The sequence below is a fragment of the Pseudomonas sp. FJ2-5-13 genome, from assembly GCF_029201605.1.
Classification (GTDB): domain Bacteria; phylum Pseudomonadota; class Gammaproteobacteria; order Pseudomonadales; family Pseudomonadaceae; genus Aquipseudomonas; species Aquipseudomonas lactis.
This window is the reverse complement of record NZ_CP104045.1, coordinates 2,787,834-2,814,038: the sequence shown is the minus strand read 5'-3', so window position 1 is coordinate 2,814,038 and position 26,205 is coordinate 2,787,834. Positions and strand designations below refer to the sequence as shown.

Below are 26,205 nucleotides of genomic sequence, written 5' to 3'. Positions count from 1 at the left end.
CTCTTGTCCAACCCAACCCCTCAATCGGCTCCGCCGTCACGCGCCCTGCGCTGGGGCGTGGCCGGCTCGGTGGTGGTGATGATCGCCGCCGGTGGCCTGTTCTACTACGCCTCGCAATTGGCCGCCGGCAAGCGCCAGGCCAACCACAATGAAATCGCGGTGACCATCCACGGCCACGCCTGCGAACCCAACGCCCTGACGGTACCGGCCGGGCATGCCAGCTTTCGCATCATCAACCGTTCCGACCGTGCGGTGGAGTGGGAAATCCTCGACGGCGTGCTGGTGGTCGAAGAGCGGGAAAACATTGCCCCAGGCCTGAGCCAGGTGATCAACGCCAACCTGCTGCCCGGCGACTACGCCATTACCTGTGGCCTGCTGAGCAACCCGCGCGGCACCTTGCATGTCACGCCCACCGCAGAGTCTGACGCCCAGGCCAAGGCCAAGCCGTCGATGGTGGCCTTTATCGGCCCGTTGTCGGAGTTTCGCGTGTACCTGAGCGGCCAAGGCGGTGCGCTGGTCAAGGCCGTGACGGCCCTGCAACAGGCCATCGCCGCCGGTGACCTGGCCCAGGCCCAGGCGCTGTATGTACCGGCGCGCGAGGCGTATCAGCGCTTGGCGCCGGCGTCCCAGCGCCTGGCCGAATTGGATAACGCGATCAATGCCCGTGCCGATTACTTTGAAAAGCGCGAGCAAGACCCCGCCTTCAGCGGCTTCCACCGCGTTGAATACGGCCTGTTCCAGCAACACAGCCTTGACGGCCTGGCGCCGGTTGCCCAACGCCTGGTCACCGACGTCGCGACGCTCAAGCAACAGTTACTGGCCCAGTCCCTGCCACCGGAGCAACTGGTGAGCATTGTGGTGCGCAACCTCAATAGCCTGGCGGACGTGCGGGCGGCGAGCGGTGAAGAAGAACGCTACAGCCACATCGACTTGAACGGCTTTGCCGCCAACCTGCAGGTCGCGCACAAAGTGGTCGACCTGATGCGCCCGTTGCTGGGCAAGTCCGCCGCCGACCTGCTCCCCACTATCGACAGCGCGCTCAACGCCTTCGACACCGAACTCAACGGGCTCAAGGTGAATGACCGCTACCCAACCTACGACAAGGTTACAGCCGATCAGCGCAAGCAGATCGCCGACAAGGCCAAGGCACTGGCCGTTGCACTCGATGGAATCGACCCCGCCCTTGGCCTTTCCGGCCTGCAGTGAAGACGACCGCATACATGAGTGATACACAACAGTTTGACCTCCAACGTCGCCGCGTCCTGTTGGGCATGGCGGCCACCGGCGCTGCGATTGCCGGCAGCAGCCTGAGCTGCCCGGCCATGGCGGCAGCCGCCGAGCAAGTCACCACCGCACCACGCAGTGACAAAACCCAGGACCACCAGGCGTTTTTCGGCAAGCACCAAAGCGGCATCGTCACCCCGCGCCCGGCCTGCGGCATGGTCGTGGCGTTCGATGTGCTGGCCAGCGACCGCGAGGACCTGGAACGCCTGTTCCGCACCCTCAACGAGCGCATCGCGTTCCTGATGACCGGCGGCACCGTGCCCCAGGTCGACCCGAAATTACCGCCTACCGATTCCGGCATCCTTGGCCCGGTGGTCACACCCGATAACCTGACCATCACCGTGTCGGTCGGCGAGTCATTGTTCGACGAACGCTTCGGCCTCGTGGCGGCCAAACCCAAGCGCCTGAGCCGCATGGTCGGTTTCCCCAACGACGCGCTGGAACCGGCGCAGTGCCACGGCGACCTGAGCCTGCAGTTCAGCTCCAACACGCCGGACACCAATATCCACGCCCTGCGCGACATCGTCAAAAACCTGCCCGACCTGCTGCTGGTGCGCTGGAAGCAGGAAGGCAGCGTGCCGCCCCAGGCACCGACCAAACCCGGTGAGCCGGCGCAGAGTGCGCGCAACTTCCTGGGCTTTCGCGATGGCTCGGCCAACCCCAATTCCAATGATGACAAGGCCATGGACCAGATCGTCTGGGTACAGCCTACCAGCGACGAACCGGCCTGGGCCGCCCATGGCAGTTACCAGGCCGTGCGCATCATCCGTAACTTTGTCGAGCGCTGGGATCGCACCCCGCTGCAAGAACAGGAAAGCATCATCGGCCGTGTCAAACCCACGGGTGCGCCCATGGACGGCCAGCATGAAACCCAGGTCCCGGACTACAGCAAGGACCCTGAAGGCAAGTTGACCAAGCTCGATGCCCACATCCGCCTGGCCAACCCTCGCACCCCGCAGACCCAGGCCAACCTGATCCTGCGACGGCCGTTCAACTACTCCAACGGCGTCAACAAAAACGGTCAACTGGACATGGGCTTGTTGTTCATCTGCTACCAGGCTGACCTGGAGAAAGGCTTTATCAGCGTGCAAACCCGGCTCAACGGCGAGCCGCTGGAGGAGTACCTCAAGCCCGTGGGTGGCGGGTATTTCTTCACGTTGCCCGGGGTCACCGGCCCTAAGGATTTCATCGGGCGCACGCTGCTCGCGGCAACGCACTCTCAAACGCCTGCCAAGACCTAAAACACACCAGAGCGGAATGTCTCCCATGAAGAAGTCGTCTATCGCGTTGTTGTTACTCAGCCTTTCGCCACTGGCAAGCTTCGCCGCTACTGCGCCGTTGGACCTGGTGGGCCCGGTGTCGGATTACAAGATCTACGTCACCGAAGAAATCGGCGAACTGGTCACCCAGACCCAGGCGTTCACCGACGCCATCAATAAGGGCGAGCTGGCCACGGCCAAGAAGCTCTATGCGCCGACTCGCGTGCACTATGAGTCCATCGAGCCGATCGCCGAGCTGTTCAGCGACCTCGACGCGTCCATCGACTCGCGTGTCGACGACCATGAAAAAGGCGTGACGGCCGAAGACTTCACCGGCTTTCACCGCATTGAATATGCGCTGTTCTCGCAGAACTCGACCCAGGGCCTGCAAGCGCTGACCGCCAAGCTCAACGCCGATGTGAATGACCTCAAGACCCGCGTCGATGGCCTGACTTTCCCGCCGGAGAAAGTCGTTGGTGGTGCCGCTGCGTTGCTCGAAGAAGTCGCGGCCACCAAGATCTCCGGTGAAGAAGACCGCTACAGCCATACCGACCTGTACGACTTCCAGGGCAACATCGACGGCGCGAAGAAAATCGTCGACCTGTTCCGTGGCCAGATCGGGCAGCAAGACCAGGCCTTCCTGGCCAAGGTCGACAAAAACTTTGCCAGCGTCGACAAGATCCTGGCCAAGTACAAAACCAAGGATGGCGGCTTTGAGACCTATGACAAGGTCAAGGACAACGACCGCAAGGCGTTGGTCGGCCCGGTCAACACCCTGGCCGAAGACCTCTCAACCCTGCGCGGCAAGCTGGGTTTGAACTAACTGCCGCCCACAAAAAAAACACCCAGTCCCTGTCGAAGGGCCTGGGTGTTTTTTTGCCGGCACGTTGCTCAGTTAGAGAATGCGGTACAGCAAGCGCTCGATCCGCACCCGGCTGACACGCCGCAGGAATTTGCCGACGGCGGGCGGGTAATCCACCAGCGTCTGCAATTGCTGGTAACCCTGGATACGCGTGGTGTGCTGGAAAATATTCGCAAGCTCGGCGCTTCGCGGCTCCAGCCATTGGCCTTGAGGGTCGTCGATCAGCAAGCCGTTTTCCAGGTCGAGGCGAAATGCCCGAGGGTTGAGGTTGTTGCCGGTGAGCAAGGTGTAGCGCTCATCCACCCACATGCCCTTGAGGTGGTAGGTGTTATCGCCGTCGCGCCATAAGTGCAGGTTCAACTGGCCGCTGTTGATCATCGGCTGATGCCGCTTGGCAAAGCGCCGCAGGCTGATCTCGTACAAGTACGGCAACGCCGCAATCACCTTGAAAGGCTCGGTGGGCGGAATGTAGAAGTCGTTGGCGGTCTTGTCGCCCACCACGATGTCGATCTTCACGCCGCGTGCCAGGGCGCGGTTGATCTCACGGGTCACCGGCAATGGCAGGTTGAAATACGGCGTGCAAATAGTCAGTTGCTGCTGGGCGCTGGCGATCAGTTCGAGGATCACTCGGCTCAACGGGTTGTTCTTGCCAACGCCCAGCAAGGGGCTGACCGACAGATGGCCATTGGGCAACTGCCCGGCTGTGGTGTCGTAGGTCGCATGCTTGAGACGGCTGCGCAGGTCGCCGATGTCGTTGCGCAGGCTGCGGGTGGTGGGCGGGTTCGGCAGGTCCAGGCGATGCACGGCCTTGGACGCCACCAGGCCGTGCTCCACCAGATGCTGCATCGAATCGGCCAAGGGTTGGCTATGGATCAGGTGGTAACGATCGAAGCGGTATTTGTCGAACTTGTGCAGGTACACGTTGTTCAGGCTGGCGCCGCTGTACAGCACGCTGTCATCGATCACGAAACCCTTGAGGTGCAACACGCCGAACAGCTCGCGGGTTTGCACCGGCACGCCGTACACCGGCACTTCGGTGGCGTGGCGCTGGGTCATCGCCTGGTACCAGGCGCTGTTGCCCGGTTGCTTGCCCGCGCCGATCAACCCGCGCTGGGCGCGCAGCCAATCCACCATCACCACGATGTCCAGTTCAGGCCGTGCGGCCTTGGCGGCGTGTAGGGCGTCGTAGATCTCCTGCCCCGCCTCGTCCTGCTGCAAGTACAAGGCAACGATGTAGATACGCCGCGTGGCCTGGGCGATTTTCTCCAGCAGGCAGCGACGATAGGCGTCGGCGCTGGGCAGCACCTCAAGGGCCTCGGTGGACAGCGCAAAACCGCGCAGCTTGGGCAACAGGGAGCGTTTGAAGAACGACGGCATAGGGCTCGCAATGGGTCGAATCCGAAGAGGCCCAAAGCTTACACCATGAGGCTGCTCAGGTCTCGCAACGGGCAATCGAAAAAAAGACTGTTGACCATGAAGAACGATCGTTCTACTGTGCTCGATATGAACGATATAACCCAGAATGAAACCCGCGACATTATCCTCGACGTCACCGAGAAGTTGATCTATCGCCACGGCATCGCTGCCACCGGCATGGACTTACTGGTGAAAACCGCCGGCGTGTCGAGGAAAAGTATCTACCGCTACTTCGCCAACAAGGATGAGTTAGTGGTGGCCGCCCTGCAACGCCGTGACGAGCGCTGGATGCAGTGGCTGCGCCGCGAAGTGGAGCGCAACGCCGACAGCGGCGAACGCCTGCTGGGGCTGTTCAGCGCGCTCAAAGGCTGGTTTGGCTCGGCGGACTTTCGCGGCTGCGCCTTTATCAATACCAGTGGCGAAACCGGCGACGCCCAAGACCCGGTGCGCCTGTTAGCCAAGGCCCATAAACGCAAACTGTTCGAGTACGCACTTGAACTGTGCCAAGCACATGGCACCCCCGACCCGGAGCAGCAGGCCGCGCAACTGCTGATCCTGATCGATGGCGCCATTACCGTTGCCCTGGTCATGGGTGATTCAACAGCTGCCGATAATGCGCAATGCATGGCGCGGACTTTACTGCAACTTTGAACCCACAGCCCAGGCACCTTTCGACCCAACCTTTATTGCTTTGAGGAGTCGCCCATGTCAGCCCAAGAACAAGTCCGTCCGCCCCTGCCGCCGTTTACCCGCGAATCGGCCATCGAAAAAGTCCGCCTGGCCGAAGACGGCTGGAACTCCCGCGACCCGCAACGTGTATCCCTGGCATACACCCTGAACACGAACTGGCGTAACCGCGCCGAATTTGCCCATAACCGCGAAGAAGCCAAGCAGTTCCTGAGCCGTAAATGGGCCAAGGAACTGGATTATCGACTGATCAAAGAACTGTGGGCCTTCACCGATAACCGCATCGCCGTGCGCTACGCCTATGAATGGCACGATGATTCGGGTAACTGGTACCGCTCGTACGGCAACGAAAACTGGGAATTCGACGAGAACGGCTTGATGGCCAATCGTTTTGCCTGCATCAACGATATGCCGATCAAGGAGAGCGAGCGCAAATTCCATTGGCCGCTGGGGCGGCGCCCGGATGAGCATCCGGGCCTTTCAGAACTGGGGCTATAACCCCGACTCTGTAGGCAGCGTGAGATCCAATGTGGGAGCTGGCTTGCCTGCGAAGACGGACTAACAGTCAACACAGCTGGACCGGGTACATATCCGTTATTTAGGTAACGGCCACTTAGGGTTCCGCTCTGACAGCGGCTCACTTTTGAAAAGAGCCCAAAAGTAAGCAAAAGGCTCTTGCCCCACCACTCGGCACCTCGCCTAGGCTCGGTGTGCCCGAACGCAGGCTTGAATCCGTGGGCCGCCGCCACGCGCCATCCATGGCGCGGGGCGGCTAACCCGGCGTCCTGCCGGGTTACCCACGAATTCAAGCCTGCGTTCGGCCAGCGTGGTTTGACGGGGCGCCTGAGATCAAGAGCAGATCAAGATCAAGGGCGACTCGCTTCGCATCGTGGTTACCGTCTGCTGTTACAACCCACAAAGTTGTGTAGATACCTATGCCTTCGCAAGCCAGCTCACACATTTGGATCGCGGGGCATCAATTGGATCAACGTCTGCTAACAGCGCCCTCCCACACGTTTAGTCCTGATTCAGCCCCACCCGATACAACACACCATCATCCTCATCCGTCAGCACATACAGAAAGCCATCCGGCCCCTGTCGCACATCGCGAATCCGCGCTTTCAATTCGCCCAGCAAGCGTTCCTCGTGAACCACCTTGTCACCCTCGAACTGCAAGCGAATCAGCTCCTGGCTGACCAGCGCACCGATAAACAGGTTGTGCTGCCAGGCCTTGAACCGGTCGGCGTCATAGAACGCCATGCCACTGATGCCCGGCGACTTCTCCCACACATGATGGGGCGCCACTGTGCCCTCTGCCGTTTTGCCCTTGGCTTCGGGAATCGGCAGCAGGGAATAGTTGATGCCATGGGTTGCCAACGGCCAGCCGTAGTTCTTGCCGCGTTCGATGATATTGACTTCATCACCGCCACGGGGCCCGTGTTCATTTTCCCAGATCGTGCCGCTCCATGGGTTCAAGGCCAGCCCTTGCGGGTTACGCTGCCCATAGGACCAGATCTCAGGACGCACGCCGGGCTGACCGACAAAGGGGTTGTCATCTGGCACGCGCCCATCCGGGTAGATGCGCACCACTTTACCTTGCAGCTTGTCCAAGTCCTGAGCCGTGGGGCGGTCGTTGTTCTCACCCAGGGTCACGAACAGGTAGCCGTCACGGTCAAAGGCCAGGCGCGAACCGAAGTGGTTGCCGGTAGACAGCTTGGGCTCCTGGCGCAGAATCACCTTGAAGTCCTCCAAGCCGCTCAAGTCGGCCGCCAGGCGCCCACGCCCTACGGCCGTGCCGGCCTTGCCGCCCTCGCCACCGCCTTCGGCGTACGACAGGTACACCAGGCGGTCCTGCTTGAAGTCTGGCGACAGCACCACATCCAGCAACCCGCCCTGCCCTTTGGCCCAAACCTGTGGCACGCCCTTCAAGGGTGCAGAGAGCTTGCCGTCGGGGCTGACAAAGCGCAGGTTTCCAGGCAGTTCAGTCACCAGGAAACCTTGCTGGTCGGGCAAAAATGCCAGCGCCCACGGATGGTCCAGGCCCTTGGCAACCGGCGTGGCCGTGACGCTGCCTTGCTCGCTGGGGAACTGTTGGCTATCGGCGGCATACACCGCGCTCAACGGCAGCAACGCGGTGGCGCACAAGGCGGCTAGCAGGGTTTTACGTACAAACATAAGGCGAAATCCTTAGCGGCGATTGCCGTTGGCATCATAGGTGGGCGCTTTGGGTGCGGTGGCCGGACGGCTGGGGGCCGCCTCCTGCTTGGGGTAGCGGTTGCCGATGCCGCCGTTTTCCAGCGTCGGCCGCGGGTTGGCCGGGACAGGCTGGATACTGCGAACCGCCGGTGCATTGGGCTGGGTGCCCTGCATGCTATTGGGGTTGGCCCGGTGAATAGGGCCGTGGTCGCTGCTGCGGCCCGGCAGGTTTTGCGCCTGGGCCAACGGCGCAAGTGCCAGGCCCAGCGCCAATGCTGCAAGATGACGTACACAACGGTTCATGGCCAAACCTCTCTCTGCCAGGTACTACGTGCTTTCGATAACACGCTACGCCGTGGGTTCGGGTTGTGACACTAAATAGTTTCTCATCAGGTGTAATACGATCTGTCCGAGCATCTATCCGCCGAAACTTTTGCCCTGCCCTGCGAGTCACCAGCACACAGGCTCTTCGTTGAGGAATCACACCTATGCCACGGGCAATCTGGAAAGGCGCCATCAGTTTTGGCTTGGTTCACATCCCGGTATCGCTGGTCTCGGCGACCTCTTCACAAGGCGTCGACTTTGACTGGCTGGACAAACGCAGCATGGACCCGGTGGGCTACAAGCGCATCAACAAAACCACCGGCAAGGAAGTCACCAAGGAAAACATCGTCAAGGGCGTGGCGTTTGAAAAAGGACGCTACGTGGTGCTCAGCGAAGACGAGATTCGCTCGGCCCATCCCAAGTCCACCCAGACCATCGAAATCATCGCCTTCGTCGCCAGCGACCAGATCCCCCTGCAAAACATCGACACGCCCTACTTCCTCGCCCCGGATAAACGCGGCGGCAAAGTCTATGCACTGCTGCGCGAAGCGCTGAAAAAAACCGGCAAGGTCGCCCTGGCCAACGTGGTGCTGCATACCAAGCAACACCTGGCTGCGTTGATGCCGCTGGAGTCGGCCCTGGTGCTGGTCATGCTGCGCTGGCCGGCCGAAGTGCGCAGCCTGGATGAACTGGAACTGGGCAGCGATGTGACAAAACCGACCCTGGCCAAAGGTGAATTGGACATGGCCAAGCGCCTGGTGGAAGACATGAGCGCCGATTGGCAGCCCGATGAATACCGTGACAGCTTCCAAGACAAGATCAGAGCGCTGGTGGCGAAGAAGGCCAAGGCCGGCAAGATCGAAGACGTGGAAACCGCCGAAGGCGGCGAAGAGCGCAAATCCGCCGATGTCATCGACCTGACCGAACTGCTCAAACGCAGCCTGGCGGGTAAACCTGCGGCGAAAAAGAGCCCCGCTAAAAAGTCTAATAACAAGGCCTCTTGAGCCTGCCATTGACGGGAGAACAACATGGCAAAGCCCCTGAGCGAGTACAACCGCAAGCGTGATTTCAAGATCACCGCCGAACCCGCCGGCAGCTCACCGAGCAAACGTAAAGCCTCGGCCCTAAGCTTTGTGATTCAAAAGCACGATGCGCGCAACCTGCATTACGACTTTCGCCTGGAACTTGATGGCGTGCTGTTGAGCTGGGCGGTGCCCAAGGGCCCAAGCCTGGACCCGAGCCAGAAACGCCTGGCGGTGCATGTGGAAGACCACCCACTGAGCTACGGCAGTTTCGAGGGCAGCATTCCCGCCGGCCAATACGGTGCGGGGGATGTAATCGTGTGGGACCGAGGCATCTGGCAACCCCACGATGACCCGCGCAAGGCCTATGCGGCGGGCAAACTCAAATTCACCCTGATCGGTGAGAAGCTCTCCGGTGACTGGGCTCTGGTACGAACCCGGCTCAAAGGCAGCGGCGACAAGGAGCAATGGCTGTTGATCAAGGAAAACGATCAGCAAGCGCGCCCGGCGGCTGAATTCGATATTGTCGAGGCCGAGCCGGCCAGCGTGCTCAGCGATGCGGTGGTAGGTAAGCCAAAAGCCAAAGCCAAGGCCAAACCCAAGGCCGCGCCAAAAGCCAAAGCGCCCAAGCGTACCGCTGCCCTGCCGGATGAGTTCGCCCCTCAATTGGCAACCCTGGTGGACCGGGCGCCCGAAGGTGATTGGCACTACGAGATCAAGTTCGATGGCTACCGCATCATGGCGCGCATTCGCGACGGTGAAGTGCGCCTGTTCACCCGCAACGGCCACGACTGGACCGAGCGCCTGCCGCGTCAGTGCAAAGCCTTGCAAGCCCTCAAGCTCAAGGACAGTTGGCTGGATGGCGAAGTGGTCAGCCTCAATGGCGACGGGCTGCCGGATTTCCAGGCGCTGCAAAACGCGTTCGATATCGGCCGCAGCCTGGACATCGTCTATTACCTGTTCGATGCCCCGTTCTTGAACGGTCGCGACCAACGCGAAGACCCGGTCGAAGAGCGTCGCGCTGCGCTTAAATCCGCACTGTCTGGCAGCCGAAGCAAACTGCTGCGCTTCTCCGAAGCCTTTGCCGCCAGCCAGCGCGATATTTTCGAAAGCGCCTGTGACCTGGCCCTGGAGGGGGTGATCGGCAAGCGTGCTGGCAGCCCTTACGTGTCGCGGCGCAGTGACAACTGGATCAAGCTCAAATGCCGCCTGCGCCAGGAATTCGTGATCGTTGGCTACACCCGCCCCCAAGGTTCGCGCAGCGGCTTTGGTGCGCTGCTGCTGGCGGTCAACGATGAGGCAGGCCTGGTATATGCCGGGCGCGTAGGCACGGGCTTTGATCAGGCGGCGCTGAAAAGTATCTACGCCCAGCTCACACCGCTTGAGCGCAAGGACTCGCCACTGCAAAAGCCGCTGACCAGTGCCCAGGCCCGTGGCGTGCACTGGGTTGAGCCGAGCCTGGTCGGTGAGGTGCAATTTGCCGAATGGACCCGTGAAGGCGTGGTGCGCCAGGCCGCGTTTGTGGGCCTGCGTACCGACAAGCCAGCCTCGCAGATCATTCACGAACAGCCGCGTGCGGCCAAGTCGGTCAAGGCATCCGGGGCATCGAAAGCCGGTAAAGCCCAGGCAACGGTGAAGAACGTGAAAATCACTCACCCCGATCGCATTATCGACACGCACAGCGGCACGCAAAAACAGCAACTGGCGCAGTTCTACACCGATATCAGTGAATGGATACTGCCCTTCCTGCGTGGACGTGCCGTGTCATTGTTGCGGGCGCCGGAAGGTATTGAAGGTGAGCAGTTCTTCCAGAAGCACTCAGAGCGCATGGCAATCCCGCACATCAAGCAATTGGACCCGGCGCTGGATCCAGGTCATGCGCGCCTGATGGAAATAGACAGCGTGGATGCCCTGGTCGGCGCCGTGCAAATGGGCACGGTCGAGTTTCACACCTGGGGGGCCACCGCAGACAAGATCGAAACGCCTGACCTGTTCGTCCTCGATCTCGACCCGGACCCGGCCCTGCCCTGGAAAGCCATGCTGGAAGCCGCCCAACTGACCCTGTCGGTACTCGATGAGCTGGGCTTGCAAGCCTTCGTTAAAACCAGCGGCGGCAAGGGCCTGCATTTGATCGTGCCGTTGGCCCGGCGCGATGGCTGGGACACCGTTAAGGCGTTCGCCAAAGCCATTGCCCAATTCATGACCCGGCAACTGCCGGAACGCTTTACCGCCACCAGCGGCCCCAAGAACCGCGTGGGCAAGATCTTTATCGATTACCTGCGCAACGCCCGTGGCGCCAGTACCGTGGCGGCGTATTCAGTGCGGGCACGCCCAGGCTTGCCAGTGTCGGTGCCGGTGAGTCGAGAGGAGTTGAAAGGATTGCGCGGCGCCCAACAGTGGACAGTGGCGAACCTGCATCAGCGGCTACAAACGTTGAAGGACGACCCGTGGGCGGGGTATGCCAATCGGCAGAAGATCAGCAAAAAGATGTGGGACAAACTGGGCGCGGAGCCACCCGGGTGATCCGCGCCCTGAGCCAGGTCAGATAAGAATGAAGATCAGCGCCAGACCGGCAAAGATCGCCCACTTTTCCAGGTAGTAGCGCGTGCGATTGCGCTTTTTAAGCTCTTTGCCACGCAGGCGAATCTTGTACAGGCGAGTGAAGGCACGGTTGAGGCCGCCGGTCTTGTCGCCCTCGTCATTGGGCGAACCCGCGGCGGCCATCACATTGCGGCTGAACCAACGGTTGAACGCTGCCGCCCAGCGGTACTTCATCGGCCGTTCGATGTCGCAGAACAGAATGATGCGGTTCTGTTGCGTGGTGTTTTCCGCGTAGTGAATGTAAGTCTCGTCAAACATTACCGGCTCACCGTCGCGCCAGTAATAGTTTTCACCATCCACGTTGATATAGCAGCCTGGATCATTAGGCGTATCCAGCCCCAGGTGATAGCGGTAGGAGCCTGCATACGGGTCACGGTGACGCACCAGCTTGGAGCCCGGAGGCAGCTCGGCGAACATCGCCGCCTTGATCGAGCCGATGCTCTGCACCAGCTCGGTGGTGCGTGGGCACAGCTTCATCGCCGAGGGGTGACTGTCGCCGTACCACTTGAGGTAGAAACGCTTCCAGCCGGTCTTGAAAAACGAGTTGAAGCCTACGTCGTTGTATTGCTCCGAGCGCTTGATCTCCCCCGCCCGCATCAGGTTCTGGCCTTCTTCGCGGATCTCTTCCCAGTGCTCCTGCAACGGGCTCAGGTCTGGAAAGTCGCTGGGCGAGAGAAAGGGACGGCTGGGCTGCTTGGAGAACAGGTACAGGAAACAGTTGATCGGCGCCAGGAACGTCGAGTGATCGCTAAGCTGGCGACCCAGCTTGTGTCGCACCCGACCGCGCAGGTGTACATACGCAATGGAAGCAACGTAGAGAGCAACAATGATGAGTTTCAAGGGATTCGTCACACGTCAGGGAGAGAACAGGCTGCTCCTGCGGGCCCACAACGGCCGAGGATGGATAAGCAGCACCTGAAATCACAATTCACATACAGGCGACACGGCCGGCGGGATAACCGCCTGCGTGCAACCATTGGCAGTTATTTAGCCACACTTTGTAACCAAAGGTTAACTAAGAATTGTGAAAAGCTGTCTACTGAGTGTGCTGGGGGTAGGAGCAGGCAGGCCCTTGAGCCTGCCTGTTTGAGGGCGTTTGCAGGGTTACAGCGGCGAATCTTTACCCTCGCGGCGATCGCCTAATGCCGTATAGGGTACGGCCTGAGTGCGGCTGCGAACGAAGTAGCGGATCAGCGCAATCATCAGGCCCAGCAACAGGCCGCCGACGAGGCTCAACGCGATGACCAGCGGCTTCTTCGGCTTGATCGGCGACAGAGGCTCCTGGGCTCGACGGTCAATCGTCACCAGCTTGAGGTTGCTCATGTCGATGTTCAAACCACGCAACCTGGCGACTTCAGCGCGAAGCGGCTCGACGTCCTGCAAGAAGATGTCTTCATTGCCACGCTTGCGCAGTACCTCAACCTCGCGGTTGCTTTCCAGCAGTTGCAGCTCTTTGCCGATCTCGGCAATGCGCGGGTTGGTAAAGTCATCGCTGGTACGCTGCTGCAATGCAGCGCGCTCGGCTTCCAACGCCTCGGTCCCCATGAAATACAGCGGGATCTTCTGGTTGTTCACCTCGGTACGCATGACCTGGCTCGAACCCGTGCGGGTGGAGTCGGCCATAGAGGACGGCGTTGTCGGTGTACGGATGCCCATGGACTTGGCAATGCTGATGGCTTCGGCCAACTCGGCCAGGCGATTGGTGCGTTCCATCTTCATCTGCAAGCGCAAAGCGCTGAGCTCATCCTGCAGTTGGGCACGCTTGAGCCGGTCGGCTTCCAGCAGCTTGGCGATTTTCGATTCTTTATCGGTATCGTAGTTGGCGCGGGCGGCGTCGATCTTGCCCTTGAGCTCGCTCAAGCGGTTATTGACGATCACCTTCAGGTCAGCACCCACCTGCTGACGCTCGGCGGCAATGGCGTAGTCCACAAAACCGTTGAGAATCGCAACACCGTCGACGTCGGTCGGGTATTGCAGCTCCAGACGAATATAGCTGCTCAACGAATCGGATTTCTTCGGATCGGGCAAAATCAGATTGACCGAATTGCGGTTGAACGCCTCAAAGCTCTGCTCAAGGGTTTGCCCCGGTTTCTTGAACGCCTTGAACAACTCCTCATGGTCCTTGAAGAACCCCAGGCGCGCATCATAAGAGTCCAGCTGTGCGCCCACTTTGAGCAACGCATCGGCAGGCGGCAACTTATACACTTCCGAACGGTTCAAGGCGTCTAGCTCGTTGATTGCAGCAGGCCGCAACACACTGCTGACTTCATAGGTCTTGGGTGCCAGGAAGGCATAACCTGCGCCTAATACCCCGGCCAGAAGCGTACACCCGACCACCAGCTTTTTTTGTCGCCAGATGGCGTGAAACAATTCAAACAAATCAATTTCATCAGACGCTGCGGAAGGTGGAAGCGGGGAAGTACGATTCAAAATAAGAACACCTTAAAATAATACTAAAAGGCCATCATTCTCAGAAATCTAAAAGACTTCAAAAATCAGGGACAACGCCCTGGATACGGCAGACCAATGGCGATGTGACCACTCAGTCCCCTGAAATATCCCACAAACTTAGGGATTATTTCGGTTTCATTTCGGTGAGTAAGCCAAATGACACAGCCATGTCAGACTGATCTGGTTGCAAGCGTAGTCAATACAACATGAAAAAGCTGTCAAATACCTGTCTTATAAAGAAAAAAATTTCGCCTACAGGTGGAACAGTGTCAGCCTCACTACAATTGAACATTTTTTTGAACAGCAATAAGGAGTTTGCATGTCACCCCTTTCCGCTTCGGACTTTCACGCACTGCAAGGCACTTGGGAACAAACAGCCCTTGAAGACAATGGCGTGCTCAACCCGGTGGATGCCCACAGCGCGCCAGGCGCTATCACGACAATTGCAGGGGATCGCTTCGAAGTGACCACGGTCAGTGGCGAACTATTATTGGCGGGTCGGTTCGAGCTGGACGCCCGTACCACGCCCAAAAGCATTACCTGGACGGACGACATAGGTGATGACGCAGGCAAGCAGCTCCCCGCCAGTTACCGGCTCGACGGCGATGATTTCGTATTTATCGCAGCGGATGAAGGCATGCCCAGGCCCACTGTGTTCAGCACCGGCCCTGGGCAAACCATGCGCACCTTCGTACGGCGCTCTTGATCAAATGTGGGAGCTGGCTTGCCTGCGATAGCGGTGGGTCAGTCAACTAATCTGTCACTGATACACCGCTATCGCAGGCAAGCCAGCTCCCACAGGTTGGAACGCGGGGCGTCAGGCAGATAGGCGGTGGCTGGCAGGCCGTTACGGGAGCAAGCTCCCTCGCCACAGGTGGACACATAAGACGTGATTATCCGATTTGATCACGGCATTTTCACAAGGCCTTCACTTTTCGACCTATAGGGTGAAGCCTACCTACTCCAGTGAATCCCTTGGCCCGCCCTCTCCTCGCGGGCCTTTTTTTGCCTGCGCAAACCTTGATCAGCCATCACGCTTGGTCGCTGTCAGGGTAAAACACAGGGGCATTTGCGCGACCTGATGCTCATACTGTTCGTAAAGTTCTTCCCGGTTGCAATGCGGGTATTCCTGCAAATGGGCGATCTGCAACTGCGCTGCGATAGCCCCGCTGACCACGCTGCCCAGGGTATGTACGTACCAATAGGAGGTGGGCCCGGGCCGTTCATCCTTCCCTTCATAGACAATTGCCTCCTGCAGTACAAAGGGCTCGCCCTGAAAGTAAGAACTGGCAGGCTGCATCGGGTTGGCCCCACAGGGGTCAAACACCTCGAGAAAGGGATGGGTTTCGTACATGACCAGCGTGCCGCCGGGCTTCAGCACACTGGCAACCTGGCGCATGAACAGCGCCACATCCGGCATCCAACCCAGCACGCCAATGGTCACCAGGGCAATATCGAAGCGTGCCTGCAAACGCTCGGGCAAATGGTGGATATCGGTCTCAATGAACTCAGGGCTATGCGGCGAGACCTCGGCCAATTCTCGCGCCTGTTCAAGAAACGCCCGGGATTGATCGACCCCCACCACCGAACGCGCGCCCAAGCCATACAGCGATAGGCTTTCGCGCCCGTTGTTGCAGCACAACTGCACCACATCCTTGCCCATTACACCCACCTCTTGCAGCAAGGTGGTGATGGTCGGGTCAAGGCAGGAAAAATCAGGCGCGGCGACGGAGGCCAGCAGTGCCGTCCAGGTCGGAGTATCTTTGTGCAACCCGGCAGATTCATCCCAGGCATTTTTGTTGCTGGCGATCGCCTCTTGCGCTGAGGGCATGTCCATTGCTTCTCCAGAAACTCATTACAGTGGGCTTTGGAAAGTAAGTTAAATGCACGCAGGAGGAAAGCCTCCCCGACCGCGAAACTTATCACCCAGCCCACAGGTCACTAACCCAACGCGCGTTCAGCCCCTGAACGCGGCTCTTGAAGGTCAGCACCGTGGCCCGTCATTCAGACCTGCGCATCGCTTTATCCCTGGACAGCCTGAACTTCTTTCTCGCCGATGTGCGCGACGGTCTCGGACCGTACCTGGCAATCTATCTGCTGGCCGTGCATCAATGGGAGCCGGCCAGCATTGGCGTGGTCATGACCCTGGCAGGCATCGCCGCCTTACTGACCCAAGGCCCCGCAGGTGCGCTGATCGACCGCACTCGCAGCAAACGCGCGGTGGTTGCCATTGCCGCGCTGCTGGTGACGGGCAGTTGCTTGATGCTGCCCTTCGTCAGCTCATTTGGCTGGGTGGCGGTGACCCAGGCTGCCAGCGCCGTAGCCGCCTCTGTCTTTGCCCCGGCAATTTCCGCCATTTCGCTGGGGATCACCGGGCCGCGCGCCTTCACCCGGCGTACCGGGCGCAACGAGACCTTCAACCACGCTGGCAATGCCGTGGCCGCGTTGCTGGCCGGCGGGTTGGCGTACCTGTTCGGGCCGGTGGTGGTGTTCTACCTGATGGCCTTTATGGCGGTCGCCAGTGTCATTGCGGTCAGTTGCGTGCCGGCCAAGGCGATTGACCATGAGGTCGCCCGTGGTTTCGATCCGGCCCATCACACCGACCATGAACAGCCCTCGGGCCTGAAAGCGTTGCTGGCCAACCAACCACTGCTCCTGTTCGCCATCTGCTGCGCACTGTTTCACCTGGCCAACGCCGCAATGCTGCCGCTGGTCAGCCAGAAACTGGCGCAGATCAATCTGCAGATGGCAACCCCGCTGACTTCAGCCTGCATCGTCGCCGCCCAATTGGTGATGGTGCCGATGGCCTGGCTGGTCGGGCTCAAAGCCGATATCTGGGGGCGCAAGCCGCTGTTGCTTGTAGGTTTCCTGATACTGCCGCTGCGTGGCGTGCTCTATACCCTGTCCAGCGACCCCTACTGGCTGGTGGCCGTGCAGATGCTCGACGGTATCGGCGCCGGCATTTTCGGCGCCCTGTTCCCGGTGATTGTCAAAGACCTGACCCAAGGCACCGGGCGCTTCAACGTCAGCCTGGGCGCCCTCTCCACCGTATTTGGCCTCGGCGCGGCGCTCAGTAGCAGCCTGGCCGGTTTCGTGGTGCAGCAGGCTGGTTACAACGCGGCCTTCCTGACGTTGGCAGCGGTTGCAGCCGCTGCCTTGATGCTGTTGTGGCTGGCCATGCCGGAGACCTTGGCAAAACCATCCTTCGCTCGCCATACAACTGTCGCCTGACATATGCGACAATGCGCGCCAAATTCCAACACACATCCAAAATTTTGTGTTCAGCGACCGGGTTTCGCGCCTTGATGTCGCTGTTGACGCATGCCTGAAGGCACCTGCCGTCACGCTCGCAACCCATTGATAGGTAAAGTAATTGATCTCCACAGCTAACATCACCATGCAGTTCGGCGCCAAGCCGCTCTTCGAGAACGTCTCGGTCAAGTTCGGCGCCGGCAACCGCTATGGTTTGATCGGTGCCAACGGTTGCGGCAAGTCGACCTTCATGAAAATCCTCGGTGGCGACCTCGACCCGTCCGGCGGCCAGGTCATGCTCGAGCCGAATGTGCGCCTGGGTAAACTGCGCCAGGACCAGTTCGCCTACGAAGAATTCACCGTGCTCGACACCGTGATCATGGGCCACGAGGAGCTGTGGAAGGTCAAGGCCGAGCGCGACCGCATCTACTCGCTGCCGGAAATGAGCGAAGAAGACGGCATGGCCGTGGCCGAGCTGGAAACCGAGTTCGCCGAGATGGACGGCTACACCGCCGAATCCCGCGCCGGTGAACTGCTGCTGGGCCTGGGTATTCCCCTGGAACAGCATTTCGGCCCGATGAGTGAAGTGTCCCCAGGCTGGAAGCTGCGCGTATTGCTGGCCCAGGCGCTGTTCTCCGACCCGGAAGTGCTGTTGCTCGACGAACCGACCAACCACTTGGACATCAACACCATCCGCTGGCTGGAAAACATCCTGACCCAGCGCTCCAGCCTGATGATCATCATCTCTCACGACCGTCACTTCCTGAACAGCGTGTGCACCCACATGGCTGACCTGGACTACGGCGAGCTGCGCCTGTTCCCGGGCAACTACGACGAGTACATGACCGTGGCGACCCAGTCCCGCGAGCAATTGCTGTCGGACAACGCCAAGAAGAAAGCGCAGATCTCCGAACTGCAATCCTTCGTCAGCCGCTTCTCGGCCAACGCCTCGAAAGCCAAGCAGGCCACGTCCCGTGCCAAGGCGATCGACAAGATCCAGCTGGCCGAAGTCAAGCCGTCGAGCCGTGTGAGCCCGTTCATCCGTTTCGAGCAGAACAAAAAGCTGCACCGCCAGGCGGTCATGGTCGAAAAAATGGCCAAGGGTTTTGACGGCAAGCCGCTGTTCAAAGACTTCAGCTTCCAGGTTGAAGCCGGCGAGCGCGTGGCGATCATCGGCCCGAACGGTATCGGCAAGACCACCCTGCTGCGCACCCTGGTCAATGAACTGACTCCGGATGCCGGCAGCATCAAGTGGACCGACGCCGCGGAGTTGGGCTACTACGCCCAGGACCACGCCCACGACTTCGAAGACGACGTGAGCCTGTTCGACTGGATGGGCCAGTGGACTCAGGGCGAACAAATGATCCGTGGCACGCTGGGCCGTATGTTGTTCTCCAACGACGAGATCCAGAAGTCGGTCAAAGTGATCTCCGGTGGTGAACAAGGTCGCATGCTGTTCGGCAAGCTGATCCTGCAAAAGCCCAACGTGCTGATCATGGACGAGCCGACCAACCACTTGGACATGGAATCCATCGAAGCATTGAACCTGGCGCTGGAGAACTATCCGGGCACGCTGATCTTCGTCAGCCACGACCGTGAGTTCGTATCGTCCCTGGCCACTCGCATTATCGAGTTGAGCCCAAGCGGCGTGATCGACTTCAGCGGCACCTATGACGACTACCTGCGCAGCCAGGGTGTGGTGTTCTAAAAACAGCACTTAGCTGCAAGTTGCAAGCTGCAACAAAAAGCCCTGTCCCTGTGACAGGGCTTTTTTGCATCCGCACTGTGCCGGGCTCTGATTCTGTGGGCCATGCATAACCAGTGTGGGAGCTGGCTTGCCTGCGACAGCGCAGACCGCCTTCGCGGGCAAGCCCGCTCCCACAGGGGATCTGCGCCGGGCTCTGATTCTGTGGGCAATACATAACTAATGTGGGAGCTGGCTTGCCTGCGAAAGCGGTGGTTCAGCCATAGACTCACTGACTGACACACCGCCTTCGCGAGCAAGCCCGCTCCCACAGGAAACTGTGCCAGGCGCTGATTTTGTGGGCCATGCATAACCCATGTGGGAGCTGGCTTGCCTGCGAAAGCGGTGGTTCAGTTATAGATTCACTGACTGACACGCCGCCTTCGCGGGCAAGCCCGCTCCCACAGGGGATCTGCGCCGGGCTCTGACTCTGTGGGCAATACATAACCAATGTGGGAGCGGGCTTGCTCGCGAAAGCGGTGGTTCAGTTATAGATTCACTGATTGACACGCCGCCTTCGCGAGCAAGCCCGCTCCCACAGGGGATCTGCGCCAGGCGCTGATTTTGTGGGCCATGCATAACCCATGTGGGAGCCGGCTTGCCTGCGAAAGCGGTGGTTCAGTTATAGATTCACTGACTGACACACCGCCTTCGCGGGCAAGCCCGCTCCCACAGGGGATCTGCGCCGGGCTCTGACTCTGTGGGCAATACATAACCAATGTGGGAGCGGGCTTGCTCGCGAAAGCGGTGGTTCAGTTATAGATTCACTGACTGACACGCCGCCTTCGCGAGCAAGCCCGCTCCCACAGGGGATCTGCGCCAGACGCTGATTTTGTGGGCCATGCATAACCCATGTGGGAGCTGGCTTGCCTGCGAAAGCGGTGGTTCAGTTATAGATTCACTGACTGACACGCCGCCTTCGCGAGCAAGCCCGCTCCCACAGGGGATCTGCGCCAGACGCTGATTTTGTGGGCCATGCATAACCAGTGTGGGAGCTGGCTTGCCTGCGAAAGCGGTGGTTCAGTTATAGATTCACTGACTGACACGCCGCCTTCGCGAGCAAGCCCGCTCCCACAGGGGATCTGCGCCAGACGCTGATTTTGTGGGCCATGCATAACCCATGTGGGAGCTGGCTTGCTCGCGAAAGCGGTGGTTCAGTTATAGATTCACTGATTGACACGCCGCCTTCGCGAGCAAGCCCGCTCCCACAGGAAACTGTGCCAGACGCTGATTTTGTGGGCCATGCATAACCCATGTGGGAGCTGGCTTGCCTGCGAAAGCGGTGGTTCAGCTATGGATTCAGTGGCTGACACACCGCCTTAGCGGGCAAGCCCGCTCCCACAGGGATCTACGGTAGGCGTCCCTCGCTCCTACAGGGAGGCGGGATATGCCATGATGCTTTACCGCCCGCCAGCGATTGAGTATTCATGCCTGCCGCCCCCTCCTCCCTGTCGATCACCCTGCAGATCGTTTCCATCGTCTTCTACACCTTCATTGCCTTTATCTGCATCGGCCTGCCGATCGCGGTGATTCCAGGCTATGTGCACGAGCAATTGGGCTTCAGCGCCGTGATTGCCGGGGTGACCATCGGCTCGCAATACCTGGCCACGCTGCTCAGCCGTCCGATGGCTGGGCGCATGTCGGATAACGTCGGCACCAAACGTGCGATCGTGCTGGGCCTGGCCGGCATTCTGATTAGCGGTGTACTGACCTTTATCGCCACCCTGCTCGAAAGCCTGCCGAGCGTGAGCCTGGGTATTCTGATCGCCGGTCGCCTGTTGCTCGGCGTCGCCCAAGGCCTGATTGGCGTGGGGACTATCAGTTGGTGCATGGGCGCCGTGGGCGCTGAGCACACCGCTCGCTCGATCTCCTGGAATGGCATCGCCTCCTATGGCGCCATTGCCATTGGTGCGCCGTTAGGCGTGGTGATGGTGGCTGAGTACGGCTACACCAGCCTGGGTATTGCCCTCGCGGTGCTGGCGGCGTTGGGCCTGGTGCTGATCCGCAATAAACCGTCGGTGCCAGTGGTGCGTGGCGAGCGGCTGCCGTTCTGGGCGGTGTTCGGGCGTATCGCGCCGTTCGGCGCCAGCCTGTGCCTGGCCTCGATTGGCTACGGCACGCTGACGACCTTCATCACCCTGTATTACCTCAATCGTGGCTGGACCGGCGCGGCGTATTGCCTGACGGTATTTGGCGGGTGTTTTATTCTCTCGCGCCTGGTGTTCATTTCCGCCATCAGCCGGTTTGGCGGGTTTACCGCCGCCATCGCCTGCATGCTGATCGAAACCCTGGGCCTGACGCTGTTGTGGCTGGCGCCGTCTACCAGCGTGGCCTTGATCGGGGCCGGGTTGACCGGCTTTGGCTTGTCACTGGTGTACCCGGCGCTCGGCGTGGAAGCCATCAAGCAAGTGCCGGACAGCAGCCGCGGCGCGGGGCTGAGTGCCTATGCGGTGTTTTTCGACCTGGCCCTGGCGATTGCCGGGCCGTTGATGGGCGCCGTGGCGCTGAACCTCGGCTATGGCTGGATCTTCTTCTGCGCGGCCTTGCTGTCGGTCAGCGCGCTCGGCCTGACCGTATTGCTCAGGCGTCGCGCCTACTGATCAGCGGTCTGCAAGCCGGCGCGGGTGGCCTCGCCCAGGGTATGGCTGAAAAAACGCCCGGCCTCGGAGACCAGGTCGCGGTGAATGCCTTCGCGATCGACGCCATCGGCATCCGTGCAAATGGCCGGCATGCTCGCCAATTGATCACTGTCACACGGGGCCATGAACACGAAGTGCCCGGCCCCGGCCAACAGTTTGAAATCCGGGGGCTGCGGCAACTTGCGCGCCAGGGCGGCGGCGTTCTTGTCCACGGCCACCAACTGGTCGCCATCGCCACTGTAGAGCAGCACCGGCACATGCACGTCCGCCAGGGTATGGCGGCCAAACATCAAGCTCAGCGGCGCCATCAGCATCAAGGCATGGATGCGCGGATCGGCCTGGGGTTGCAAATCGTCGCGGTCGACCACCAGCTCGCCCTTGGTGGTGCACGCGTCGCGGTCTTCGGGGCGCTCTTGGCAGTAGCGGCGCAGACGTTCGAAATCAGGCTTGGCGCCGGCCAGGATCAATGCCGTCTCGCCACCGGCGGAATAACCGATGACGCCGATCTGATCGATATCCACAAAGGGCGACAGCATCGGCTCGGCCAACGCGGCGGTGATCGCCTGGGATATCTGGATCGGCCGACCATATAAATTGCTCACAGTGCCCAGGCGGCTGTGGTCCTTGTAGTTGTCCCCGGGATGCAGCACCGCCACCACCACAAAACCCTTGCGTGCCAAGGCGGTGGCCAGGTCATGCAGGGCCAGCGGCGTGCCAGTATTGCCGTGGGACAACATCAGCATCGGGAATCGCCCGATCGCCACCTTGGCATCTTCGCCGGCCGCCACATGGTAGGCGCCCAGCGCAGTGGAGCGCTCGGCATCGGTAGAGGGGTAGAACGCGATGGCTTTCATCGGCTGCGCATCCAGCGGGTCGAGAAAACTCATGCGATGAAACCCCACGCTCCAATGGGGGTGCGGTGCCGGCGCGGCGTGCACTGAAACCAGGCCGCCAATCAGGGAAAGAACCAAAACAGCACAAAGACGCATCATGGGGATGTCCACCTTTGCTGCACAAGAACCGGCCTGTCGAATAAAAAGTCCAGGGTATCGAATGGATGTCTGCATAACCTGGGCCACAACGAAAAAACTCCGTACTCCGCTCGCGCTCAGGCGATCAGAATACAGAGTTTAGGCGCTCGGTTTCAGATTGAAACCGAGGAAAGAGCAAATTTACATAAGCCTTACGCAGCGGCGAACAGTTGCTCGTTGATGCGCACGTTGGCGTCGCTCATGGCTTTGCTGCGCACTTCATCACCGTAGGCCAGGCCTTCGGCGCGGACGATCTCGATGTCGGTGATGCCGAGGAAACCGAACAGCAGCTTCAAGTAGCCTTCGTGAGCAGCGCCCGAGGCCTGGTCGGCATGCAGGCCACCGGCGGTGGAGACAATAATGACCTTCTTGTTGCCGCACAGGCCTTCAGGGCCGGCTTCGGTGTAGCGGAAGGTCTGGCCGGCTACCGCGATGCGGTCGATCCAGGCTTTCAACTGGGTGGGGATGGTGAAGTTGTACATCGGCGCACCGACTACCACGGCATCGGCGGCGAGGAATTCAGCCAGCGACGACGCACTCAGTTCAGCCTCGTGCTTTTGCGCCGCATCGCGCAGTTCGGCAGCAGTGCCCAAGGCGCCCAGGGTCGCGCCGGAAAAATGGTTGATGCCTTCGCTGGCGAGGTCACGGTAAGTCACTTCCACGCCCGGCTGGGCGGCCTGCCATGCCTTGACCACACCCGCGCTGAGCTGACGGGAGGCCGAGTTGTCGCCGAGGATGCTGGAATCGATGTGCAACAGTTTCATGATGGATCTCCGAGGTGGGATCGACAGTGGCGATCAGATGGTGGTGATGCTACGCATGAAACCAATGGTCGATAAGCCATCTGAAATGCGATAGTTTGTCCCACTGACAGGACAATAGGCCCACCATGCAAGACCTCAACGACCTCTACTATTTCGCCAAAGTCGTCGAAGCCGGCGGTTTTGCTGCGGCTGGCCGGCTGCTCGGGATTCCAAAATCCAGGCTGTCACGGCGCATTGCCGAGCTGGAAGACCGCCTGGGTGCACGCCTGCTGCAACGCACCACCCGGCAACTGACCCTCACCGCCGTGGGTGAGCGCTATTTGCGCCACTGCCAGGCCATGCTGCTGGAAGCGGAAATGGCCGACGAGGCCGTGGCCAGTATGTCCAGCGAGCCGCGTGGGCGGCTGCGGGTCAGTTGCCCGGTGGGCCTGGCCCAACACATCCTGCCGGAGTTGGTGGCAGGTTTTCTGGCCGCCCACCCGTTGGTGCAGTTGGACATGACCCTGGTGAACCGCCGCGTCGACCTGGTAGCCGAGGGCATTGATGTGGCACTGCGCGTGCGCGAACACGGCGATGAGGACCCCTTGCTGGTGACCAAACGCCTGCGCCGGGCGCACACCGTGCTGGTGGCCAGCCCCGCGTTCATGCGTGATCGGCAGGTCGAAACCCTGGAAGACCTCAAGCAATTGCCCATACTCGGCGCACTTGAGGCCGACCGAATGGTGCATCAACGCATCATCGACCCCCAGGGCAATACCCATGAGCTGGTGATGGAAGCGCGCCTGGGCATCGAAGACTTTATCGTGCGCAAGGCCAGCGCCATCATGGGTGTGGGCTTTACGATACTGCCGATGATGTACTGCGAAGAAGAACTGGCCAGCGGCCGCCTGGTGCAACTGCTGCCGCAATGGTCATTGCCGGGCGGCTGGCTGCAGGCGGTGTACCCGCACCGGCGCGGTGTGCTGCCGGCTATCCGGGCCTGGATCGACTATCTGGAAGAAGGCTTCAAAGGCTGTGGAGATCGGCTGTTATGAGCATGACAGAAGAACAAGTCGCGCGTTTCTGCCTGAGCCTGCCAGGCGCACGGGAAGACTATAAATGGGGCGGCGTGCGGGTGTTCTCAATTGCTGGCAACAAGATGTTCGCCTTGCAGAACCTGCGCGGTGAGTCGCTGGCCTTCAAGGTCGACAAGGAGCTGTTCCTGGGCCACGTCGACCGGCCGGGCATTCACCCGGCGCCTTACCTGGCGAGGGCGCAGTGGGTCATCATGAACACGCCCTACCCTTTGGGCGCAGAGGAACTGCGTGGCTTGTTGCAGCGCTCCCACCAGTTGGTGGTGAGCAAGCTGCCCAAGCGCACGCAGATTGGCTTGCGGCTAGAGGATTGACAGCAAGGTGCCGCCCAAGAACAACTGGTCCAGCCAGAACACCTGGTGCAACAGCACAATCACCCAGAACAACACCTGGTAAGACACCTTGCGCGTCTTGTGCCGGAACACCTGCTGGGCGATCAACGCCCCCGGCCAACCGCCGGCCAGCTCCACCGCATGCAGGATGTTTTCCGGGGTGCGCCAGCCTTCAGTCTGGGCCTTGCGCTTGTCGCTCCAGTACAGGAAGAACGCCACCACGCTGACCACGCCGTAGGCCATCAACGGGATGACCGTTTCACCGCGATACCACAGCAACGCCGAGCCCAGCAGCGGCGCGGCACACAGCAGCACAAAGAGCAGCGCCTTCAGGCGTGGATGCTGGATGCTCATGGCTTGACCGCAGTCCAGTCGATCCAGCCGAACTGCCAGGTCGCCAGGATCACCAGACCAAAGGCAATCCGGTACCAGGCAAACGCCGCGTAGCTGTGGCTGGCGATGAACTTGAGCAGGGCCTTGACCGCGATCATCGCGAAGATGAACGAGGTGACAAAGCCAATGGCGAACACCGGCAGGTCCGCGGGCTGGAACAGGTCACGGTATTTATAGCCCGAGTACACCGCCGCACCGACCATGGTCGGCATCGCCAGAAAGAACGAGAACTCGGTGGCGGTCTTGCGCGACAGGCCGAACAACAGCCCGCCAATGATCGTCGCACCAGAGCGCGAAGTGCCGGGGATCATGGCCAGGCACTGGGCCAGGCCGACCTTCAGGGCGTCTTTCCAGGTGATGTCATCGACGGTCTCAGCCCGCACTGCATGTTGGCGCCGTTCAGCCCACAACATGATCACGCCGCCCACCACCAGCGCCGTGGCCACGGTGATCGGGTTGAACAGGTAATGCTTGATCAGGTCGGCGAAGATCACCCCCAGTACCACTGCCGGCAATACGGCGATGATCAGGTTGACGGTAAAGCGCCGGGCTTTGGGCTGGGTCGGCAGGCCGATAACCACGTCAAAGATCTTGCGTCGAAACTCCCAGACCACCGCCAGGATCGCGCCCAGCTGGATGATGATGTTGAAGGCTTCGAAACGCTCGCCGCCAAAATTGATCAGGTCGGCGACGATGATCTGGTGGCCGGTGCTGGAGATCGGCAAGAACTCCGTAAGCCCCTCTACGATGCCGAGAATCAATGCCTGTATGGCGGTCCAAAAATCCATGCTGTCTCCAAAGGTCATGCACGGGGCATGCCTCTTAGTCTTTTTTAAGTTCACTGACGACGAGCGCACACAAGCGCCCGCGGTTGA

The 26,205-nt window shown here is 60.3% G+C and carries 23 protein-coding genes; 13 read left to right on the top strand and 10 right to left on the bottom strand.

Going from position 1 to position 26,205, the window contains the following annotated elements:
• Window positions 1-3 precede the first annotated feature (3 nt).
• Genes efeO (N2A98_RS12245) through efeO (N2A98_RS12235) form a run of 3 tightly spaced genes read left to right on the top strand, consistent with a single transcriptional unit; the run spans window position 4 to window position 3,366 of the window.
• Window positions 4-1,206 carry an iron uptake system protein EfeO gene (efeO, locus tag N2A98_RS12245; RefSeq protein WP_275623514.1) on the top strand — a complete coding sequence of 401 codons (1,203 nt, stop codon included), beginning with the start codon at window positions 4-6 and terminating at the stop codon, window positions 1,204-1,206.
• A gap of 14 nt (window positions 1,207-1,220) precedes the next feature.
• The gene (gene efeB, locus N2A98_RS12240; RefSeq protein ID WP_153475379.1) at window positions 1,221-2,525 is read left to right on the top strand and encodes an iron uptake transporter deferrochelatase/peroxidase subunit; all 1,305 of its coding nucleotides are present in this window, start codon (window positions 1,221-1,223) and stop codon (window positions 2,523-2,525) included.
• Between the two features lie 25 nt (window positions 2,526-2,550).
• Window positions 2,551-3,366: an iron uptake system protein EfeO gene (efeO, locus tag N2A98_RS12235; RefSeq protein WP_275623513.1), complete on the top strand. Its 816-nt coding sequence runs from the start codon at window positions 2,551-2,553 to the stop codon at window positions 3,364-3,366.
• 72 nt (window positions 3,367-3,438) lie between these two features.
• Here the strand turns inward: efeO (N2A98_RS12235) and pssA are convergent, their stop codons facing one another.
• Window positions 3,439-4,782, bottom strand: a complete 1,344-nt coding sequence (pssA, locus tag N2A98_RS12230) for a CDP-diacylglycerol--serine O-phosphatidyltransferase (protein WP_275623512.1) — start codon at window positions 4,780-4,782, stop codon at window positions 3,439-3,441.
• 126 nt (window positions 4,783-4,908) lie between these two features.
• Between pssA and N2A98_RS12225 the strand changes: the two genes are divergently transcribed.
• Window positions 4,909-5,472, top strand: coding sequence for a TetR/AcrR family transcriptional regulator (locus tag N2A98_RS12225; RefSeq protein WP_078803034.1), 564 nt, complete (start codon window positions 4,909-4,911; stop codon window positions 5,470-5,472).
• A 54-nt stretch (window positions 5,473-5,526) separates the two neighbouring features.
• Window positions 5,527-6,006 carry a nuclear transport factor 2 family protein gene (locus N2A98_RS12220; protein ID WP_275623511.1) on the top strand — a complete coding sequence of 160 codons (480 nt, stop codon included), beginning with the start codon at window positions 5,527-5,529 and terminating at the stop codon, window positions 6,004-6,006.
• A 519-nt stretch (window positions 6,007-6,525) separates the two neighbouring features.
• On the opposite strand, the gene N2A98_RS12215 is transcribed toward N2A98_RS12220, so the two are convergent.
• Window positions 6,526-7,683, bottom strand: a complete 1,158-nt coding sequence (locus N2A98_RS12215; RefSeq protein ID WP_275623510.1) for a PQQ-dependent sugar dehydrogenase — start codon at window positions 7,681-7,683, stop codon at window positions 6,526-6,528.
• 12 nt (window positions 7,684-7,695) lie between these two features.
• Window positions 7,696-8,007: a hypothetical protein gene (locus tag N2A98_RS12210; RefSeq protein ID WP_044273653.1), complete on the bottom strand. Its 312-nt coding sequence runs from the start codon at window positions 8,005-8,007 to the stop codon at window positions 7,696-7,698.
• A 185-nt stretch (window positions 8,008-8,192) separates the two neighbouring features.
• On the opposite strand from N2A98_RS12210, the gene N2A98_RS12205 reads away from it, so the two are divergent.
• Window positions 8,193-9,032, top strand: coding sequence for a Ku protein (locus tag N2A98_RS12205; RefSeq protein WP_047710785.1), 840 nt, complete (start codon window positions 8,193-8,195; stop codon window positions 9,030-9,032).
• Window positions 9,033-9,056: 24 nt separating this feature from the next.
• Window positions 9,057-11,573, top strand: coding sequence for a DNA ligase D (gene ligD / locus N2A98_RS12200; protein WP_275623509.1), 2,517 nt, complete (start codon window positions 9,057-9,059; stop codon window positions 11,571-11,573).
• A gap of 18 nt (window positions 11,574-11,591) precedes the next feature.
• Here ligD and lpxO read toward each other — a convergent pair whose 3' ends face one another.
• Together lpxO and N2A98_RS12190 are read right to left on the bottom strand one after the other, a co-directional pair.
• On the bottom strand, window positions 11,592-12,491 hold the full coding sequence (gene lpxO / locus N2A98_RS12195) for a lipid A hydroxylase LpxO (RefSeq protein ID WP_044273650.1): 900 nt from the start codon (window positions 12,489-12,491) through the stop codon (window positions 11,592-11,594).
• Window positions 12,492-12,755: 264 nt separating this feature from the next.
• Complete coding sequence (locus tag N2A98_RS12190; protein ID WP_275623508.1) at window positions 12,756-14,081, bottom strand: Wzz/FepE/Etk N-terminal domain-containing protein; 1,326 nt, start codon at window positions 14,079-14,081, stop codon at window positions 12,756-12,758.
• Window positions 14,082-14,421: 340 nt separating this feature from the next.
• Here N2A98_RS12190 and N2A98_RS12185 point away from each other — a divergent pair, with 340 nt between their 5' ends.
• A complete protein-coding gene (locus N2A98_RS12185; protein WP_069558090.1) occupies window positions 14,422-14,808 on the top strand; it encodes a TIGR03067 domain-containing protein in 387 nt (128 codons plus the stop codon).
• 318 nt (window positions 14,809-15,126) lie between these two features.
• On the opposite strand, the gene N2A98_RS12180 is transcribed toward N2A98_RS12185, so the two are convergent.
• The gene (locus tag N2A98_RS12180) at window positions 15,127-15,939 is read right to left on the bottom strand and encodes a class I SAM-dependent methyltransferase (protein ID WP_275623507.1); all 813 of its coding nucleotides are present in this window, start codon (window positions 15,937-15,939) and stop codon (window positions 15,127-15,129) included.
• A 155-nt stretch (window positions 15,940-16,094) separates the two neighbouring features.
• Here N2A98_RS12180 and N2A98_RS12175 point away from each other — a divergent pair, with 155 nt between their 5' ends.
• The 3 genes from N2A98_RS12175 to N2A98_RS12160 all read left to right on the top strand — a co-directional run bounded on the left by N2A98_RS12175 (window position 16,095) and on the right by N2A98_RS12160 (window position 21,698).
• Window positions 16,095-17,333 carry an MFS transporter gene (locus N2A98_RS12175; protein ID WP_275623506.1) on the top strand — a complete coding sequence of 413 codons (1,239 nt, stop codon included), beginning with the start codon at window positions 16,095-16,097 and terminating at the stop codon, window positions 17,331-17,333.
• A 142-nt stretch (window positions 17,334-17,475) separates the two neighbouring features.
• On the top strand, window positions 17,476-19,062 hold the full coding sequence (locus N2A98_RS12170) for an ABC-F family ATPase (protein WP_003191057.1): 1,587 nt from the start codon (window positions 17,476-17,478) through the stop codon (window positions 19,060-19,062).
• Window positions 19,063-20,525: 1,463 nt separating this feature from the next.
• Entirely contained in the window at window positions 20,526-21,698 is a 1,173-nt protein-coding gene (locus N2A98_RS12160; protein WP_275623505.1) for an MFS transporter, read from the top strand.
• Here the strand turns inward: N2A98_RS12160 and N2A98_RS12155 are convergent.
• Both N2A98_RS12155 and N2A98_RS12150 read right to left on the bottom strand, forming a co-directional pair.
• Window positions 21,692-22,729, bottom strand: coding sequence for a dienelactone hydrolase (locus N2A98_RS12155; RefSeq protein WP_275623504.1), 1,038 nt, complete (start codon window positions 22,727-22,729; stop codon window positions 21,692-21,694). The two genes, N2A98_RS12160 and N2A98_RS12155, sit on opposite strands and share 7 nt — an antisense overlap.
• Before the next feature lie 191 nt (window positions 22,730-22,920).
• A complete protein-coding gene (locus tag N2A98_RS12150) occupies window positions 22,921-23,532 on the bottom strand; it encodes an FMN-dependent NADH-azoreductase (RefSeq protein WP_003191051.1) in 612 nt (203 codons plus the stop codon).
• Window positions 23,533-23,657: 125 nt separating this feature from the next.
• On the opposite strand from N2A98_RS12150, the gene N2A98_RS12145 reads away from it, so the two are divergent.
• The gene (locus N2A98_RS12145) at window positions 23,658-24,566 is read left to right on the top strand and encodes a LysR substrate-binding domain-containing protein (RefSeq protein ID WP_044273644.1); all 909 of its coding nucleotides are present in this window, start codon (window positions 23,658-23,660) and stop codon (window positions 24,564-24,566) included.
• The gene (locus tag N2A98_RS12140) at window positions 24,563-24,919 is read left to right on the top strand and encodes an MmcQ/YjbR family DNA-binding protein (protein ID WP_034127343.1); all 357 of its coding nucleotides are present in this window, start codon (window positions 24,563-24,565) and stop codon (window positions 24,917-24,919) included. The genes N2A98_RS12145 and N2A98_RS12140 overlap by 4 nt, the downstream gene beginning before the upstream one ends.
• Here the strand turns inward: N2A98_RS12140 and N2A98_RS12135 are convergent.
• Together N2A98_RS12135 and N2A98_RS12130 are read right to left on the bottom strand one after the other, a co-directional pair.
• Window positions 24,908-25,291, bottom strand: coding sequence for a DUF1294 domain-containing protein (locus tag N2A98_RS12135; protein WP_003191046.1), 384 nt, complete (start codon window positions 25,289-25,291; stop codon window positions 24,908-24,910). The two genes, N2A98_RS12140 and N2A98_RS12135, sit on opposite strands and share 12 nt — an antisense overlap.
• Window positions 25,288-26,118, bottom strand: coding sequence for an undecaprenyl-diphosphate phosphatase (locus tag N2A98_RS12130; RefSeq protein WP_044273643.1), 831 nt, complete (start codon window positions 26,116-26,118; stop codon window positions 25,288-25,290). Before N2A98_RS12130 ends, N2A98_RS12135 begins: the two co-directional genes overlap by 4 nt.
• Between the last annotated feature and the right edge of the window lie 87 nt (window positions 26,119-26,205).

Coding starts and splice junctions, on each gene's coding strand:
- N2A98_RS12205 (WP_047710785.1), top strand. CDS start 8,193: ATGCCACGGGCAATCTGGAAAGGCGCCATCAGTTTTGGCTTGGTTCAC.
- efeO (WP_275623513.1), top strand. CDS start 2,551: ATGAAGAAGTCGTCTATCGCGTTGTTGTTACTCAGCCTTTCGCCACTG.
- N2A98_RS12135 (WP_003191046.1), bottom strand. CDS start 25,291: ATGAGCATCCAGCATCCACGCCTGAAGGCGCTGCTCTTTGTGCTGCTG.
- N2A98_RS12140 (WP_034127343.1), top strand. CDS start 24,563: ATGAGCATGACAGAAGAACAAGTCGCGCGTTTCTGCCTGAGCCTGCCA.
- ligD (WP_275623509.1), top strand. CDS start 9,057: ATGGCAAAGCCCCTGAGCGAGTACAACCGCAAGCGTGATTTCAAGATC.
- N2A98_RS12215 (WP_275623510.1), bottom strand. CDS start 7,683: ATGTTTGTACGTAAAACCCTGCTAGCCGCCTTGTGCGCCACCGCGTTG.
- N2A98_RS12145 (WP_044273644.1), top strand. CDS start 23,658: ATGCAAGACCTCAACGACCTCTACTATTTCGCCAAAGTCGTCGAAGCC.
- N2A98_RS12225 (WP_078803034.1), top strand. CDS start 4,909: ATGAACGATATAACCCAGAATGAAACCCGCGACATTATCCTCGACGTC.
- N2A98_RS12160 (WP_275623505.1), top strand. CDS start 20,526: ATGCCTGCCGCCCCCTCCTCCCTGTCGATCACCCTGCAGATCGTTTCC.
- N2A98_RS12185 (WP_069558090.1), top strand. CDS start 14,422: ATGTCACCCCTTTCCGCTTCGGACTTTCACGCACTGCAAGGCACTTGG.
- N2A98_RS12130 (WP_044273643.1), bottom strand. CDS start 26,118: ATGGATTTTTGGACCGCCATACAGGCATTGATTCTCGGCATCGTAGAG.
- N2A98_RS12155 (WP_275623504.1), bottom strand. CDS start 22,729: ATGATGCGTCTTTGTGCTGTTTTGGTTCTTTCCCTGATTGGCGGCCTG.
- N2A98_RS12220 (WP_275623511.1), top strand. CDS start 5,527: ATGTCAGCCCAAGAACAAGTCCGTCCGCCCCTGCCGCCGTTTACCCGC.
- N2A98_RS12210 (WP_044273653.1), bottom strand. CDS start 8,007: ATGAACCGTTGTGTACGTCATCTTGCAGCATTGGCGCTGGGCCTGGCA.
- pssA (WP_275623512.1), bottom strand. CDS start 4,782: ATGCCGTCGTTCTTCAAACGCTCCCTGTTGCCCAAGCTGCGCGGTTTT.
- N2A98_RS12180 (WP_275623507.1), bottom strand. CDS start 15,939: ATGGACATGCCCTCAGCGCAAGAGGCGATCGCCAGCAACAAAAATGCC.
- N2A98_RS12150 (WP_003191051.1), bottom strand. CDS start 23,532: ATGAAACTGTTGCACATCGATTCCAGCATCCTCGGCGACAACTCGGCC.
- efeB (WP_153475379.1), top strand. CDS start 1,221: ATGAGTGATACACAACAGTTTGACCTCCAACGTCGCCGCGTCCTGTTG.